This window comes from Stenotrophomonas sp., assembly GCF_059505245.1.
This window is the reverse complement of sequence record NZ_JCACKF010000049.1, coordinates 1-16,068: the sequence shown is the minus strand read 5'-3', so window position 1 is coordinate 16,068 and position 16,068 is coordinate 1. Positions and strand designations below refer to the sequence as shown.

Here is a 16,068-nt window from a genome sequence, read left to right as displayed (position 1 = left end):
TGGCGCCATGGATGGCGCCATCGAGCCCCCAGGGATGGGTTTACGGCGTGTCCCGGCTCCGCTCCCTGCCTTGCCCCAGCTCCGGAACCGCTTCAGTCCCAGGCACAAAAAAGCCCCGGCAATTACCGGGGCAACATGCTGCGAGGGTTCTGCGTGTAGCGGGGGAGCGGGGGCGAAGCCCCCGCGCCCAATACACCGCTTTAGAACTTGAAGACGTACGAAGCGCCGTAGACCAGCGGATCGATGTTGACCGTGCCGATCTTCTCGCCGTTCAACTTCACCTTGCTGTCGATGTCGATCCAGCGCATGTCCACGCGCAGGGCGCCCTTCTCGCCGATCGCGAAGTCCACGCCGGCGTGTGCGGCCAGGCCCCACGAATCCTGCAGCTTCAGCTTGCTGCCGGCCAGCGCACCCGTAGTGTCTTCGCTGAAGAAGGTGGTGTAGTTCAGGCCGGCGCCGACGAACGGCGACACCTTGCCCTTGCTGTTGAAGTGGTACTGCAGGGTGACCACCGGCGGCAGCTGCTTGGTGCTGCCGACGCGGCCCAGGCCGTTGATGTTGATGTCGTGCTTGAACGGCAGCGCGGCCAGCACTTCGATGCCCAGGTTGTCGGCGATGAAGTACTCGCCGGTGATGGTCGGCTTGACGTCATTGTCGACGTCGACCTTCAGGGTGCCGCCGGCCAGCCAGCCGTTGTTCGACTTCGGCGCCACCTGGTGCACGCCGGCCGAGACGGTCCAGTCGCCCTTGGACTGCGCCATGGCCGGGGCGGCGGCGAGCGACAGGGCGGCGGCCAGGCTGGCCACGATCAGGGGGGAGGTCTTGCGCATGGGGGTCTTCTCGTTGCTGGGTGGATGGCGACAGTCTCGGCCTCACGCCGCGCTAACGCTTTGATCCGGATCAAATCCTGTCCGTGGGCCGGCCGGCGGTCCCGGCTGGCCCACGGTGGCCGGCGGCGGTTTGCTAGACTTGTGGGCCCTATCCATCCCGCCGCACCTGTCGCGGCCGCAGGAGCTTGAGAAATGGCAATCAAGGTTGGTATCAACGGTTTCGGTCGCATCGGGCGTAACGTCCTGCGCTCGGCGGTGCTGAACTTCGGCGACGACATCGAAATCGTGGCCATCAACGATCTGCTGGAGCCGGACTACCTGGCGTACATGCTCAAGTACGACTCCGTGCACGGCCGCTTCAAGGCCGACGTGGCGGTGCAGGGCAATGACCTGCTGGTCAACGGCAAGAAGATCCGCCTGACCCAGGAACGCGACCCGGCCAACCTGAAGTGGGATGAAGTCGGCGCTGATGTGGTGCTGGAAGCCACCGGCCTGTTCCTGACCAAGGAAACCGCGCAGAAGCACATCGATGCCGGCGCCAAGAAGGTCATCATGTCGGCCCCGTCGAAGGACGACACGCCGATGTTCGTGTACGGCGTGAACGACAAGACCTACGCCGGCCAGGCGATCATCTCCAACGCTTCGTGCACCACCAACTGCCTGGCCCCGCTGGCCAAGGTCATCAATGACAAGTGGGGCATCAAGCGCGGCCTGATGACCACCGTGCATGCGGCCACCGCCACCCAGAAGACCGTCGATGGCCCGTCCAACAAGGACTGGCGCGGCGGCCGTGGCATCCTGGAAAACATCATTCCCTCGTCCACCGGTGCGGCCAAGGCCGTCGGCGTGGTCATTCCGGAACTGAACAAGAAGCTGACCGGCATGAGCTTCCGCGTGCCGACCTCGGACGTGTCGGTGGTCGACCTGACCGTCGAGCTGGAAAAGGAAGCCACCTACGCCGAGATCTGCGCCGAAGTGAAGGCACAGAGCGAAGGCCCGCTGAAGGGCATCCTGGGCTACACCGAAGACAAGGTGGTGGCCACCGATTTCCGCGGCGAAACCTGCACCTCGGTGTTCGACGCCGATGCCGGCATCGCCCTGGACGGCACCTTCGTCAAGCTGGTGACCTGGTACGACAACGAGTGGGGCTACTCGAACAAGTGCCTGGAAATGGCCAAGGTCATCGCCGCCAAGTAAGGCCGGCGTAGATCGCAGACGAACCCCGGCCTGGCCGGGGTTCGTCGTTTAAGGGGCCCACCCTGTCGTAGCATGGGGCGGTCGACCGCTGCCGCTGTGGCGCGGGAACGCAATGGAAGCACGCAATGGAAGCACTGATCGCACTGGTCGTATTGGTCCTGTTGGCCATCCCCCTGCTGCTGGTGGTGGCGCTGGTGATGATCTCCGGCCTGCGCCGCCGCGTCGCGGCGCTGGAAAGCGCGATGGCCGCCGCACCTGCCACCGCCAGGCCGGCCGCCAGCGCGCCCACGCCCGAACGGGCTGCGGCCACGCCCACGGCCAGTGCCGATCCACCGTTCCTGCGGCCGGTCGCCGCTGCTGCGCCGCCCCCCCCGCAGCCACCGGTGCGCGAAGCAGCGCCGACCGAGGCGCCTGTTCCCCGACCTGCTGCGCCACCGCCGGTGCCACCGGTGCCGGTGCAGCCGCCGCTGCCTTCCGAGCCGGCACTGCCCAACGTCATCGAGCGCGGCATCAGTGCGGTCAAGCGCTGGTTCACCGAAGGCAACGTGCCGGTCAAGATCGGCATGCTGGTGCTGCTGGCCGGTGTCGCGGCGCTGCTGAAGTACGTCAGCGACCAGGGCTGGCTGGTGTTGCCGATCGAGCTGCGCTTGGCCGGCATCACCGTGGGCGCGCTGGGCCTGCTGGCCTTCGGCTGGCACCAGCGCGAGCGCCGGCGCCTGTTTGCGCTGGCCTTGCAGGGCGGTGCCATCGGCGTGCTGCTGCTGACCATCTTCGCGGCCTTCAAGCGCTTCGACCTGATTCCGCCGGGCTTCGCCTTCGCCAGCTCCATTGCCCTGGTGGCCGGGCTGTGCGTGCTGGCGGTGGTGCAGAACTCGCGCACGCTGGCCGTGCTGGGCATCCTGGCCGGCTTCATGGCACCACTGTGGCTGTCCACCGGCAGCGGCAATCACGTGGGGCTGTTCAGCTATTACGCGGTGCTCAACGCGGGCATCTTCGCCATCGCCTGGTTCCGCCCTTGGCGCGCACTGAACCTGCTGGGCTTCGCCTTCACTTTCGGCATCGGCACCTTCTGGGGCGTGCTGCAGTACGTACCGGACAAGTTCAGCAGCACTGAGCCGTTCCTGCTGTTGTTCTTCGTGTTCTACCTGCTGATCCCGCTGCTGTACGCGCGCCGCCAGCCGGCCGGCCGGCGCGATCTGATCGATGGCAGCCTGGTGTTCGGCGCGCCGCTGGTCGCATTCTCGTTGCAGGCAGGCATGCTGCACGAACAACCGATGACGCTGGCACTATGCGCGTTGGGCCTGGCCGCGATCTACGCGGTACTGGCACGGGCGCTGATCGCACGTGCGTCGTATACCATGCTGGCGCAGTCGCATGCCGTGCTTGCGGTGGGCTTCGCCACGCTGGCGGTGCCGCTGGCCTTGTCGGCGCGCGCCACCGGCGCGGTGTTTGCGCTGGAAGGTGCCGGGCTGGCGTGGCTGGGGCTGCGCCAGAAGCGCTGGCTGCCGCAGGTATCCGGCGCGTTGCTGCAGATCGGCGCCGCATTCGCCTTCGTTGCCGGTGGCGATCACTGGCACGAAGACCTGCGCTTCCTGATCAACCCGACCGCCATCGGCGCGCTGTTGCTGGCCCTGGCCGGCTTCGCGTCGGCGTGGAGCTACCAGCGCAGGCCACGTCATGAGGTCGCACTGGTGTACTACCTGTGGGGCCTGCTGTGGTGGCTGGGCGGCCTGGTCCATGAGATCACGCGCTTCTTCCCGTACCGCACCGAAGTGGACGCGTTGCTGGTGCTGGCCGCGGTCACTGCCTGGCTGGTGGCCGAAGTGCAGCGTCGCCAGCCGGCGCGTGCACTGGGCGTGACCGCACTGGCCATGCTCGCGCTGGGCTTCCCGCTGGCCCTGGTGCAGAGCGATGCACACCACCAGCCGTTCGCCGGTTATGGCGCGCTGGCCTGGGCGGTGTTCGCGGTGCTGGGCGTGCGGACCCTGCTGTGCCTGCGCCAGGGCGGCGATACCGTGGCCCGCATCGCGCAGTTCCTGTGGTGGCTGCTGTGGCCGTCGCTGCTTTCGCTGCTGGCCCTGTGGGGCGGTGGCGAAGCCGATCTGGCGCAGGGCTGGACGACCCTGCTGGTGACCTTGCCATGGCTGCTGATGGCGGCACTGTCGCTGTGGCGCTGGAATGCGCTGCGCTGGCCATTGGGACAGGCCTTCGACAGCGTGCGCGTCCCGCTGCAGTGCGTGCTGTTCGGCCTGCTGTCGATCGGCTGGCTGTTGGGCCAGCTGCTGCCGGGCGACGCCGCACCGCTGTTGTGGCTGCCGGTGCTGAATCCGGCCGAGATCGGCCAATGGTTGAGCCTGTTGCTGCTGGCGCGCTGGCTGTACAGCAATCAGGGATCGCAGGCCCCGCAGGCATTGCTGAACATCCGCATGCCGCTGCTGGCACTGGCGGCCTTCGTCGCGCTGACCAGCCTGGTGCTGCATGGCGTGCACCAGTGGGGTGGGCTGGCGTGGAACGCGTCGATGATGCGCTTCAGCCTGGCCCAGACCAGCCTGACCGTGTTGTGGAGCGTGCTGGGCGTGATTGCCTGGGTGTGGGGTTCGCGTCGTGGCCAGCGTGTGCTGTGGATGGTCGGTGCCGTGCTGATGGGCGTGGTACTGGCCAAGCTGGTTATTGTCGATCGCCAGCACCTGGGCAACCTGCTGGGCATCGCATCGTTCATCGCCTACGGCCTGCTGTGCACGGTCGTGGGTTATCTGGCACCGGCTCCGCCGAGCGTGGCGCCGACCGTGGAGGAAAAGCAATGAGGAAGTGGAGCAGGGCGCTGCTGCCGGCGATGTTCGGCATGCTGGCCGCCGTCGTGGTGCAGGCGGCTGATTACCGCACGCAGTATGCCGAGCAATGGCCGCTCACATTGTCCAGCGCGCAGTCCGGTGCCTACCGCATCGTGCTGGAGCCGGCGATCTACCGCCGTGCCGTGAGCCCCGACCTCAGCGACCTGCAGGTGTTCAATGCAGCCAGCCAGCTGCTGCCGTCGGCACTGCTGGCGCCGGACCAGCCGCTGGCGCAACCGCCGGTGCAGCGTGAACTGCCGTGGTTCGTGCTGCCACCGCTGGCCGATGCCCAGCGCAACGATCTGCAGCTGCTGACCGAGCGTGATACCGATGGGCGCGTGCGCCGGGTCGAAGCACGGGTGAGTGGCGGGGCGACGGCGAACGGGCAGGGCGGCTGGCTGATCGACGCCAGCATGCTCGACCAGCAGCCGCTGGCGGCGCTGGTGCTGGACTGGGCCGACAGCGGCCAGCCGCTGCAGGCGCAGGTTCAGCTGGATGCCAGTGATGACCTGCAGCACTGGCGATCGATGGGTCGCGACGTGCCGCTGGTGGATCTGCAGCGCGCCGGCAAGCGCCTGCTGCAGCGCCGCCTGCAGGTGGACGGCACTGCACGCTACCTGCGCATCCTGGCGCAGGGCGACTCGCGGCTGCCGACCCTGCGCGGCGTGTTGGCGGAACTGCCGCCAGCGCCGGCCACGCTGCCGTGGGAATGGCTGTCGCTGGAGCCGACGTCGAAGGGCAAGGGCGAATACACCTTCGAGATGGATGGCCGGTTCCCGGTGGCGCGCGCCGATGTGGCCAGCACCGACAACAGCCTGGTGCAATGGACGCTGTTCAGTCGTGATGATGAGAGTGCCGAGTGGCAGCGCCGCAGCGCGCCGTGGATCGCCTACCAGGTGCAACAGGGCACGCAGGGCCAGCGCCAGCAGTCGGCGGCGCAGCCGCTGGGCGGCGTGCACCGCGACCGCTACTGGAAGCTGGTGGCCAATCCGGCGGAATCTGCCACTGCGCCGACGCTGCGCCTGGGCTACCAACCGGAAGTGCTGGTGTTCCTGAGCCAGGGTGCGGCGCCCTACGCACTGGCGGTGGGCAGCGCGACCGCGCGCCGCACGGACGCGCCGATCGGGGTGTTGATCGAGGAACTTCGGCAGCGCAACGATCCGTCGTGGCAGCCGACGCTGGCGCGACTGGAAGGCAGCCCGGAGCCGCTGGCGGGCGATGCGGCGCTGAAGCCGCAGCATGACTGGAAGTCGTGGCTGTTGTGGGCGCTGCTGGGTCTGGGCGTGCTGGTGGTGGGTGGTCTGGCGCTCAGCCTGCTTCGGCAGAAGCCGACGCCTTCGGCGTAGGTTCCGGCGAACGGCGCAGCCCCTCGTGGGTGGCTGCAAAGCGCGATCCCGGGGATGGGCCGAGCGGGTGGGCTGGGCAGGGGACGCCGTGAATCCGTCCCTGGAGGCTTAGCCGCGCCATCCATGGCGCGGATACCCCTGCCCAGCCCACCCGCCCGGCCTCTGACAGTTTCCGTGTGCGTCCACCCACGGAAAGAAAAAAGAAGAGCAAAAGCTGCTTGGCTGGGCGCTCTTTGTAGAGCCGAGCCCACGCTCGGCTGCTGCTCGCGGTAGACCCAGCCGAGCATGGGCTCGGCTCTACATTGGTTTCTCCGACATCAGAAACCGCTCTTGCTCCTGCCTTTGCCATCCGCTCCGCCTCATGAACCTGTCGAGGCCGGGATGGTGTGGGGTGGCAGGGGTGTGAGCCGCATGGATGCGGCGACCAAGCCCCCATGGACGGGTTTACGGCGTCCCCTGCCACCCCACAGCACCCCGGCTCACCCTCAGCACCAAGAAGCGCCAGCGCTTTGGCTGTTGCAGTTCGCTGTTGCCGTACGCCTCTGCCTGCCGCAGGCATCGCCACCCGATACAATGGCCGCCTGCCGTAGCCCGGCATCCCGTCCCTGAGCCAAAGAGTTGCCCATGTCCATCGTCCGCATGACCGACCTCGACCTCTCCGGCAAGCGCGTGCTGATCCGCCAGGATCTGAACGTGCCGATCGAGAATGGCCGCATCACTTCCGAACAGCGCATCACCGCTTCGCTGCCGACGCTCAAGCGCGCGCTGGAGCAGGGCGCGGCGGTGATGGTCACCTCGCACCTGGGGCGCCCGAAGGAAGGCGTGTGGAGCGAAGCGGAGTCGCTGGCGCCGGTCGCCCAGCGCCTGTCCGAGCTGCTCGGCCGCGAGGTTCCGCTGGTGCGTGACTGGGTCGACGGCGTCGACGTGCAGCCGGGCCAGCTGGTGCTGCTGGAAAACTGCCGCATGAATGTCGGCGAGGGCAAGGACGACGAGGCCCTGTCGAAGAAGTACGCCGCCCTGTGCGACGTGTTCGTGATGGATGCCTTTGGTACCGCACACCGCGCGCAGGCCTCGACCCATGGCGTCATCCGCTTCGCCCCGGTCGCGGCCGGTGGCCCGCTGTTGATGGCCGAGCTGGACGCGCTGGCGCAGGCGCTGGACGCACCGGCCAAGCCGCTGCTGGCCATCGTTGCCGGCAGCAAGGTCAGCACCAAGCTGGAACTGCTGGCCAACCTGGTCGGCAAGGTCGACCAGCTGATCGTTGGTGGTGGCATCGCCAACACCTTCATCGCTGCCGCCGGCTACAAGGTCGGCAAGTCGCTGTATGAGCCGGACCTGCTGGACACCGCGAAGAAGATCGTGGCCGATGCCAAGGCGCGTGGCGCCGACATCCCGCTGCCGGTCGACGTGGTCACCGCCAAGCAGTTCATGCCGGACGCTGTTGCCGAAGTGAAGGCGGTCGACGCCGTCGCCGAGGACGACCTGATCCTGGATATTGGCCCGCAGACCGCTGCGCAGTACGCGCAGCTGATCGGAAAGGCCGGCACCGTGGTCTGGAACGGCCCGGTCGGCGTGTTCGAGTTCGAAGCCTTCAGCAAGGGCACCGAAGCGCTGGCCCGCGCCATCGCCAGCTCGCCGGCATTCTCCATCGCGGGCGGTGGCGACACCCTGGCGGCGGTCGACAAGTTCGATATCGCCGGACAGGTCAGCTATGTCTCCACTGGCGGTGGTGCGTTCCTGGAGTTCCTGGAAGGCAAGACCCTGCCGGCCGTCGCCGCGCTCGACGCGCGCGGCGCATGAGTGCCGACCGTAGCAAGGATGTCCTGTTCTTCGACCTCGACGGCACGCTGATCGATTCGCAGGTGGGCATCACCGCCTGCATCGCCTATGCGCTGCAGAAGATGGACCATCCGGTGCCGCCGCAGGAGACGCTGCTGGGCTGGATCGGTCCGTCGCTGCGCACCACCTTCGCGCCGCTGTTCGTCGAACCGGCACGGGTGGAACAGGCGGTGGGCTACTACCGTGAGCGCTTCGACGTCGAAGGCTGGCGTGAACACACGGTGTACCCGCAGGTGGAAGACACGCTGCGCACGCTGCATGGCCGTGGCCACCGCCTGGCGGTGGTCACCGCCAAGAACGAGCCGCATGCGCGCCGCATCCTTGCGCACCTGCCGTTTGGCGGGCTGTTCGAGGAGATCATCGGTTCGACCCTGGATGGCTCGCGCAGCCACAAGCCGGAGCTGGTCGGGGAAGCTCTGCGCCGGCTGCAGGTGCAGCCCGCACAGTGCTGGATGATCGGCGACCGCCGCATGGACATCGAAGGCGCGCGTCACCACGGCCTGCGCAGCGTGGGTGTGCTGTGGGGCTTTGGCGGTGAGGCGGAACTCACCGCGGCCGGCGCTGGCCAGCTGGCACGCGAACCGGCGCAGCTGGAAACGCTGCTGGCCTAGCTTCCTGTAGCGCCGAGCCGATGCCCGGCTGCTCCGGCGAGTGGCCAGCCGGGCATGGGCTCGGCTCTATGGAATGCCCTGCGCCAGCGTATGTCCGGACAATGTCCGTTGCATGACCTGCGGAGTCAGGCAGCACAAGGCTGTAACCGTATACATGCGGCGTGAAGGATGTGCTAATTTCCGTTCTTTAACGGAGAGGCCCATCCACCATGTTCGAGCGTCAGCGTCGCACCAAGATCCTTGCCACCCTCGGTCCGGCCACTGATCCGCCGGGCGTGCTGGAGGATCTTTTCCGCGCCGGCGTCAATGTGGTGCGCCTGAACTTCAGCCATGGCGATCCGTCCGGCCAGGCCAAGCGTGCTGCCGAAGTGCGCGCCGCGTCGGCCCGCGTGGGCGTGGAAGTGGGCATCCTGGCCGACCTGCCGGGCCCGAAGATCCGCATCGAGCGCTTCGCCGAAGGCAAGGTGCAGCTGAAGGCGGGTGACCGCTTCGACCTGATCGCCAGCGAGAACGCCGGCCCGGGCAACGCCAGCCAGGTGGGCGTGAGCTACCTCGGCCTGCCGCAGGACGTGGGCCCGGGTGATGTGCTGCTGCTCGACGACGGCCTGATGCAGCTGCAGGTGGTGGAAGTGCAGGGCGAGCGCATCGTCAACACCGTGCTCAACGATGGTGTGTTGTCCGACCGCAAGGGCCTGAACAAGCAGGGCGGCGGCCTGTCGCTGGGTGCCCTGACCGAGCGCGACAAGGAACTGATCGGCATCGTTGCCAAGATCGGCGTGGACTTCATCGCCGTGTCGTTCTGCCGCAACGCGCAGGACATGAACGACGCGCGCGACATCGCCCGCTCGCACGGCTGTGATGCCGCCCTGGTGTCGAAGATCGAGCGCACCGAGGCGATCGAGAACCTGGAAGAAATCGTCGAGGCCAGCGACGTGGTGATGGTTGCCCGTGGCGACCTTGGCGTGGAAATCGGCGATGCCGAGCTGCCGGGCCTGCAGAAGAAGATCATCAAGGCCTCGCTGGCGCAGAACAAGGTGGTGATCACCGCCACGCAGATGCTGCAGTCGATGGTGGAAAGCCCGATCCCGACCCGCGCCGAAGTGCTGGACGTCGCCAACTCGGTCATCGACGGTACCGACGCGGTGATGCTGTCGGCGGAAACCGCCGCCGGTGCCTACCCGGTCAAGGCGGTGGAAGCGATGGCACGCATCTGCCTGGGTGCCGAGCGCCAGTTCCAGACCGAGACCGATTTCAACGCCTCGCCGCGCAACCTGGAACGTGCCGACCAGGCAATTGCCATGGCCACCATGTTCCTGTCGCAGCATGTGGGCGTGCGCGCGATCGTGGCCATGACCGAATCCGGCGGCACCGCGCGTTACCTGTCGCGTTTCCGCGCCAAGGCGCCGGTGTTCGCGGTCACCCGCCATGACGGTGCGCGTCGCCAGATGGCGCTGATGCGCGATGTGTTCCCGATCAACTTCGACAGCCGCGGCCTGACCCCGCGCGAAGCGGCGCGCGGCAGCATCCGCCTGCTGGTCGAATCGGAACTGCTGCAGGCCGGTGACCGCGTTGTGTTTACCAGCGGCGAGCACATGGAAACCCACGGTGCCACCAACACCCTGCGCCTGCTGGAAGTGGGCGAGGATGGCCGCGCCATCGGCCTGGGCGATCTGTAAGCCTTGACGGTCGGGTCGGCGCTGCCGATCTGGGGTCAGAGCCCCTGCGGGGATCTGACCCCGTACTGACCAGGGGTCAGATCCCCGAAGGGGCTCTGACCCCATGCCGCAGGACATCCTTTGTCCTGCGTAGACGTGGAAGCGTTTCCATCCTGTCCTCCACGGCGAGGCAACGGGCAGCAGGGCTATACTTACGTTTTTCCCGCACCCGCCACAGGAAATACATGAGCATCGAACAGCTGGCTGAAACCGCCCAGGCCATGGTCGCCCCGGGCAAGGGCATCATCGCGATCGACGAATCCACCGCTACCATCGCCAAGCGTTTCGCCGGCGTCGGTATCGAGAACACCGAGGAGAACCGTCGCGCCTACCGCGAGCTGCTGCTGACCACGCCGAAGCTCAACGAGCACATTTCCGGCGCCATCCTGTACGACGAGACCATCCGCCAGTCGACCAAGGACGGCGTGCCGTTCGCCAAGTACATGGCCGACCACGGCATGATTCCGGGCATCAAGGTGGACAAGGGGGCGCACCCGCTGGCCGGCTGCCCGGGCGAGCTGGTGACCGAAGGCCTCGACGGCCTGCGCGAGCGCCTGCAGGAGTATTACAAGCTGGGCGCGCGCTTCGCCAAGTGGCGTGCGGTCATCAACATCGGCGAGAGCATCCCGTCGGGCACCTGCATCGAGTCCAACGCCCATGCGCTGGCCCGCTATGCAGCGCTGTGCCAGGAATGCGGTCTGGTGCCGATGGTCGAGCCGGAAGTGATCATGGACGGCGACCACGACATCGAAACCTGCTACGAAGTCACCGAAGCCACCCTGCGCTCGCTGTTCGACGCGCTGTACCAGCAGAACGTGCTGCTGGAAGGCACCATCCTGAAGGCCTCGATGGTCATCTCCGGCAAGGACTGTGAAGAGCAGGCCGATGTCGAGGAAGTGGCCGAGTCGACCGTGATGTGCTTGAAGAGCACCGTGCCGGCGATCCTGCCGGGCGTGGTGTTCCTGTCCGGTGGCCAGAGCGACGAGCAGTCCACCGAGCACCTGAACGCGATGAACCAGCTGGGCAACCTGCCGTGGCCGCTGAGCTTCTCCTACGGCCGCGCCATGCAGCAGGCCGCGCTGAAGCTGTGGGCCAAGGACATGAAGGGCAACTACGCTGCTGCCCAGAAGACGGTGTACGAGCGCGCCAAGGACAACGGCCTGGCCGCGCTGGGCAAGTGGAACGGTTGATCCGTCCCATCGCCGGATGAACAAGGCAGCGCCGGCATCACGCCGGCGTTTGCTTTTGCGGGTATCTTTTCCGCCCCCGCGTGCCTGGCCGGTATGCGGGAACCACATGGAAGGCCAAGGAGAAACAACATGCGTTTGGCAGCAATCACACTGGCCGTTGCCACGGTCCTGGTCGCCAGCGGTTGCAACCGCATCGGCGGCGGCGCGGACGCGGGCAAGGCCGCGTCACTCGATTTCGACAAGCCGGTATCCGGCGAGATCACCTCGCGCAGTGGCATCAACTACAACGACGGCAGCCACCACCAGCTCTACCAGATCAAGCTGGAAGACAAGCAGCTGGTCGGGCTGAAGCTGACCGGTTCGCTGAGCGGCTCGATCGCCGTGTTCAACAACGGCAGCCTGGTGGCCAGCAGCAACACCGGCTACGAGCGCGAAGGCGACGTCTCGGTGGCCTTCCGTGCCAACGGTGGCGGCACCTACCAGGTGGCGGTCAACGCCAACGGCTCGACCGACTACGGTCCTTACCGCCTGCGCGCCGAGAAGCTGGTGCCGTACGACGGCAAGCCGCTGGCGGGCAGCGGCGAGATCGTCGACATGCTGGCCGGTGGTTCCCAGGACTACACCCTGCAGGTGGACAAGGCCGGCCTGTACGAGATCCGCCTGGTGTCGGATGTCTTCGATCCGGTGCTGAAGCTGTCGGGCCAGGGCGTGGATGCAGAGAATGACGATGGCGGCGACAGCACCAACTCGCGCCTGACCCTGTCACTGAAGCCGGGCAAGTACACCCTGACCGCGCGCGGCCTCGGCGACGGCGTCAGCGGCATGTTCACCCTGTCGGCCAACCGCATCGAGCTGCCCGGCAATCTGGTCGAGCGCGATGGCACGGCACTGCCGAAGTCGGGCAGCGTGTACACGATGCTCGACAACGATGGCCGTCGCCGCTTCCTGCTGTCGCTGGACCGCCCGGCCGATGTGCGCCTGGATGCGATTTCCAGCCAGGTTGATACCGTGCTGCGCGTGGTCGGCGGCGATGTCGAGCTGACCGACGACGATGGTGGCAACGGCACCAATTCGCGCCTGGAAGAGACCCTGCCGGCCGGTCATTACACGGTCGACGTGTCCAGCCTGAACAATGGCGCGGGCATGGTGGAAGTGCGCGTGCAGGTGGATGGCGCCAGCGCCGATGGGGCTGCGGCCTCGGCGGCACGCGCCGCAGCCGACGCAGCCGCCGTGGCCGATGACGCCGCCGCGGTGGAAGCTGCCAGCCGTTGAGCGTGACCCACGCCATGCGTGGCTGATCACAACGGTGCAACGGAAAAGGCCGGGTACTGCCCGGCCTTTTTCTTTACGTCGCGCACTGGGATTCAGTGCGCGGCGGCAAAACCCGCATCACCCAGCGGCGGCAGCATCGACCCGCGCGGTTCGCTGTCCGCGCTTTGCCCGGCGGCGCTCAACGCCTGCTGGTAGGCCTTGGCCGTAGCGGTATTGAACGCCACCAGCACGATGCGCATCGGTTGCGCATGGCTGCGCTGCCACGCCAGTGTTTCGGTCACTGCGATCTGCGCCGCCTGGTACAGCGGATAGCCATAGACGCCGCAGCTGATCGCCGGGAACGCGATCGACTGCACGCCCAGCGACTCGGCCAGCTGCAGCGACTTCCAGTAGCAGTTGGCAAGCAGCGCCGGTTCGTCGCGCTGGCCGTCATGCCAGACCGGGCCCACCGTGTGCAGTACATGGCGCGCCGGCAGCGCATGGGCGCTGGTGGCGCGCACTTCGCCCGTCGGGCAACGCACGCCCGGGCGCAGCTCCGGCAACTGCGCGCACTCGGCCAGCAATGCGGGGCCGGCCGCGCGATGGATCGCGCCGTCGACACCGCCGCCACCGAGCAGTGTTTCGTTGGCCGCGTTGACGATCGCATCCACCGCCAGGGTCGTGATGTCACCCTGCCAAACCTCGATCTTCATGCGTCCGTCTCCTGCCTGTGAGGTGATCCGCGCAGCATCTGCGCCGGCTGTTCCCACGGTAGGGGACAGGGCATCGATACTGCGTCATGACCGTCTCACGCGCTGCGATCCGACGGCCTTCACGCACGATGGCGGGCGACGCCTTCACGCAGGCTGAAGCAGAACGGGGTCGGAGCCCTTCCCCTGCGGAAAAGGGATCCGGCCCCGGGCATGTAACAGGCTGGGTCAGATCCTTTTCCGCGCGAAAAAGCCCTGACCCGGGGTGTCACGGCAGGCCGGCCAGCCAGTCGTCGTCGGAGCCTTCGTTGACATCGGCGAACAGCGGTGTGGAGAAATAGCGTTCACCGGTGTCCGGCAGCATCGCCAGGATCACCGCGCCGGGTTCGGCGCGGGCAGCCACGTCCAGCGCGCTGGCCACGGTGGCACCGGCAGAGATGCCGACGAAGATGCCTTCCTCGGCGGCCAGGCGGCGCGCGGTGGCGATCGCGCGGTCATCTTCGACCGAGACCAGTTCGTCCACCACATCGCGGTTGAGCACGTCCGGCACGAAGTCCGGGGTCCAACCCTGGATCTTGTGCGGCTTCCAGTCATCGCCCTTGAGCAGGGCGGCGCCGGCCGGCTCGGTGGCGATGATGCGGGTCTGCGGGCGCGCGACCTTCAGCACTTCGCCCACACCAGTGAGCGTGCCGCCGGTGCCCCAGCCGCTGACGAAATAGTCCAGCCGCTTGCCGGCGAAGTCGCGCAGGATTTCCGCGGCGGTGGTGTTGCGGTGATAGGCCGGGTTGGCCGGGTTGGCGAACTGGCTGGCCAGGAACCAACCGTGCTGTTCGGCCAGTTCGGCTGCCTTGCGCACCATGCCGCTGCCGCGTTCGGCGGCCGGGGTCAGGATCACCTTGGCACCATAGGCACGCATCAGCTTGCGGCGCTCGACCGAGAAGGTCTCGACCATGGTCGCCACGAACTTGTAGCCGCGCGCTGCGGCGACCATCGCCAGTGCCACGCCGGTATTGCCCGAGGTGGCCTCCACGATGGTGTCGCCCGGCTTGAGCAGGCCACGCGCTTCAGCGTCGAGGATGATCGCCAAAGCCAGGCGGTCCTTGACCGAGCCGCCCGGATTGAACGACTCGACCTTGGCGTAAACGCTGACCTGCGGCGGTGCCAGACGCTGCAGCTTGACGATGGGGGTGTTGCCGACGGTGTCGAGGATGGAGTCGTACAGGGCCATGGAAGCGCTCCGGAAACGGGGCCGCGCCGGGCTTCGGCGGGCGAAGGGGGAGGGCTGGCTGTTCAGGCCAGCGGCTGCCGGCTGACCGTAGCGCCGGCATATGACGCCCGGAAATGACCAGATACCTTTCTTAAACAACCTTTGGTTATAAGCTGGTGACGGCAATTGACCCTAGAGTGGACCTCCGCCCCACGCCGCTTGCCTGCCCATGACGCTGACCCAGCTGCGCTACCTGGTTGCCATCGCCGACGCCGAGCTGAACATCACGCTGGCCGCCTCGCGCGTGCACGCCACCCAGCCCGGCTTGTCCAAGCAGCTCAAGCAGCTGGAGGACGAGCTGGGTTTCCTGTTGTTCGTGCGCAAGGGCCGCAGCCTGGAGTCGGTCACCCCGGCCGGGACCGAGGTGATCGCCCGCGCCCGCGCCGTGCTGGCCGAGGCCAACAACATCCGCACCTACGCGGCCAACCAGCGGCGCGAGAGCCAGGGCCAGCTGATCCTGACCACCACCCACACCCAGGCGCGCTTCGTGCTGCCGCCGGCGGTGGCGGCGATCAAGCAGGCTTACCCGCAGGTGAGCGTGCACCTGCAGCAGGCCGGCGAAGCCGACGCGCTGGATCGCTTGAACCAGGGTGACGCGGATATCGCCATCATCAGCACCGCTGGGGGGGAGCCCACCGATGGCATCGCGGTGCCACTGTTCCGCTGGCGACGCCTGGTGGTGGTGCCCAAGGGCCACCCGCTGGACCGCGCCGGGCGTGCACCGGACCTGGCCGCGCTGGCCCGGCAACCATTGATCAGCTACGAATCCTCGACCCGCCCGAATTCGTCGCTGCAGCGTGCGTTTGCCGCCAACGGGCTGGTGCCGGATCTGGCGCTGACCGCGCTGGATGCCGATCTGATCAAGACCTATGTGCGTACCGGCCTGGGCGTGGGCCTGCTGGCCGAAATGGCGGTCAGTTCCAACGACGAAGACCTGAGGTCGTGGCCGGCGCCGGACCCGATCAGCGAGTGCATCGCCTGGGCGGTGCTGCCGCGCGACCGCGTGCTGCGTGATTACGCGCTGGAGCTGGTGCATGTGCTGGCACCGCAGATCGATCCCCGCGACCTGCGGCGGGTGCTGGATGGCAACCAGGCGGCCGCGTGGCCGGTGCCACCGACCTGGGAATCACTGACCCAGACCATCACGGTGTGAGGGGTTGGTCGAGCAGGGCTTGCAGCCCTGCACCTGCCGCGGCATTCAAGCAACAGCAACAGCAGAAGCGGCATTCCGTGGGTTGGCGGGGCGGTGTCGGAGTGCGGGGACGCTGCAAGTACGTCCCT

Annotated in this window: 12 protein-coding genes; 9 read left to right on the top strand and 3 right to left on the bottom strand. The window is 67.3% G+C overall.

Annotated elements, in window-relative coordinates:
- Nucleotides 1–200: 200 nt before the first annotated feature.
- Nucleotides 201–830 (bottom strand): OmpW/AlkL family protein, encoded by a 630-nt coding sequence (locus AC5JLE_RS19180; RefSeq protein ID WP_014648239.1) that lies wholly within the window; start codon nt 828–830, stop codon nt 201–203.
- A gap of 192 nt (nt 831–1,022) precedes the next feature.
- Here AC5JLE_RS19180 and gap point away from each other — a divergent pair, with 192 nt between their 5' ends.
- The 8 genes from gap (at nt 1,023) to AC5JLE_RS19140 (ending at nt 12,831) form a co-directional block, all read left to right on the top strand.
- A complete protein-coding gene (gene gap, locus AC5JLE_RS19175) occupies nt 1,023–2,027 on the top strand; it encodes a type I glyceraldehyde-3-phosphate dehydrogenase (protein WP_005414333.1) in 1,005 nt (334 codons plus the stop codon).
- Between the two features lie 125 nt (nt 2,028–2,152).
- Nucleotides 2,153–4,831, top strand: a complete 2,679-nt coding sequence (locus AC5JLE_RS19170; RefSeq protein ID WP_496065548.1) for a DUF2339 domain-containing protein — start codon at nt 2,153–2,155, stop codon at nt 4,829–4,831.
- On the top strand, nt 4,828–6,204 hold the full coding sequence (locus AC5JLE_RS19165) for a DUF3999 domain-containing protein (protein ID WP_032962132.1): 1,377 nt from the start codon (nt 4,828–4,830) through the stop codon (nt 6,202–6,204). The genes AC5JLE_RS19170 and AC5JLE_RS19165 overlap by 4 nt, the downstream gene beginning before the upstream one ends.
- A gap of 624 nt (nt 6,205–6,828) precedes the next feature.
- Nucleotides 6,829–8,004, top strand: coding sequence for a phosphoglycerate kinase (locus tag AC5JLE_RS19160; protein ID WP_496065547.1), 1,176 nt, complete (start codon nt 6,829–6,831; stop codon nt 8,002–8,004).
- Nucleotides 8,001–8,654 carry an HAD hydrolase-like protein gene (locus AC5JLE_RS19155; RefSeq protein ID WP_014648235.1) on the top strand — a complete coding sequence of 218 codons (654 nt, stop codon included), beginning with the start codon at nt 8,001–8,003 and terminating at the stop codon, nt 8,652–8,654. The genes AC5JLE_RS19160 and AC5JLE_RS19155 overlap by 4 nt, the downstream gene beginning before the upstream one ends.
- A gap of 209 nt (nt 8,655–8,863) precedes the next feature.
- Nucleotides 8,864–10,330, top strand: coding sequence for a pyruvate kinase (pyk, locus tag AC5JLE_RS19150; protein WP_032959168.1), 1,467 nt, complete (start codon nt 8,864–8,866; stop codon nt 10,328–10,330).
- 224 nt (nt 10,331–10,554) lie between these two features.
- Nucleotides 10,555–11,559, top strand: coding sequence for a class I fructose-bisphosphate aldolase (locus AC5JLE_RS19145; RefSeq protein ID WP_014648233.1), 1,005 nt, complete (start codon nt 10,555–10,557; stop codon nt 11,557–11,559).
- Nucleotides 11,560–11,688: 129 nt separating this feature from the next.
- Nucleotides 11,689–12,831, top strand: a complete 1,143-nt coding sequence (locus AC5JLE_RS19140; RefSeq protein WP_014648232.1) for a hypothetical protein — start codon at nt 11,689–11,691, stop codon at nt 12,829–12,831.
- Nucleotides 12,832–12,923: 92 nt separating this feature from the next.
- Here AC5JLE_RS19140 and AC5JLE_RS19135 read toward each other — a convergent pair whose 3' ends face one another.
- Complete coding sequence (locus tag AC5JLE_RS19135; RefSeq protein ID WP_014648231.1) at nt 12,924–13,523, bottom strand: O-acetyl-ADP-ribose deacetylase; 600 nt, start codon at nt 13,521–13,523, stop codon at nt 12,924–12,926.
- A gap of 265 nt (nt 13,524–13,788) precedes the next feature.
- Nucleotides 13,789–14,748: a cysteine synthase A gene (cysK, locus tag AC5JLE_RS19130; protein WP_014648230.1), complete on the bottom strand. Its 960-nt coding sequence runs from the start codon at nt 14,746–14,748 to the stop codon at nt 13,789–13,791.
- Between the two features lie 208 nt (nt 14,749–14,956).
- Here cysK and AC5JLE_RS19125 point away from each other — a divergent pair, with 208 nt between their 5' ends.
- Nucleotides 14,957–15,940 (top strand): LysR family transcriptional regulator, encoded by a 984-nt coding sequence (locus AC5JLE_RS19125; protein ID WP_010481448.1) that lies wholly within the window; start codon nt 14,957–14,959, stop codon nt 15,938–15,940.
- Nucleotides 15,941–16,068 lie beyond the last annotated feature (128 nt).

Coding starts and splice junctions, on each gene's coding strand:
- AC5JLE_RS19180 (WP_014648239.1), bottom strand. CDS start 830: ATGCGCAAGACCTCCCCCCTGATCGTGGCCAGCCTGGCCGCCGCCCTG.
- gap (WP_005414333.1), top strand. CDS start 1,023: ATGGCAATCAAGGTTGGTATCAACGGTTTCGGTCGCATCGGGCGTAAC.
- AC5JLE_RS19170 (WP_496065548.1), top strand. CDS start 2,153: ATGGAAGCACTGATCGCACTGGTCGTATTGGTCCTGTTGGCCATCCCC.
- AC5JLE_RS19165 (WP_032962132.1), top strand. CDS start 4,828: ATGAGGAAGTGGAGCAGGGCGCTGCTGCCGGCGATGTTCGGCATGCTG.
- AC5JLE_RS19160 (WP_496065547.1), top strand. CDS start 6,829: ATGTCCATCGTCCGCATGACCGACCTCGACCTCTCCGGCAAGCGCGTG.
- AC5JLE_RS19155 (WP_014648235.1), top strand. CDS start 8,001: ATGAGTGCCGACCGTAGCAAGGATGTCCTGTTCTTCGACCTCGACGGC.
- pyk (WP_032959168.1), top strand. CDS start 8,864: ATGTTCGAGCGTCAGCGTCGCACCAAGATCCTTGCCACCCTCGGTCCG.
- AC5JLE_RS19145 (WP_014648233.1), top strand. CDS start 10,555: ATGAGCATCGAACAGCTGGCTGAAACCGCCCAGGCCATGGTCGCCCCG.
- AC5JLE_RS19140 (WP_014648232.1), top strand. CDS start 11,689: ATGCGTTTGGCAGCAATCACACTGGCCGTTGCCACGGTCCTGGTCGCC.
- AC5JLE_RS19135 (WP_014648231.1), bottom strand. CDS start 13,523: ATGAAGATCGAGGTTTGGCAGGGTGACATCACGACCCTGGCGGTGGAT.
- cysK (WP_014648230.1), bottom strand. CDS start 14,748: ATGGCCCTGTACGACTCCATCCTCGACACCGTCGGCAACACCCCCATC.
- AC5JLE_RS19125 (WP_010481448.1), top strand. CDS start 14,957: ATGACGCTGACCCAGCTGCGCTACCTGGTTGCCATCGCCGACGCCGAG.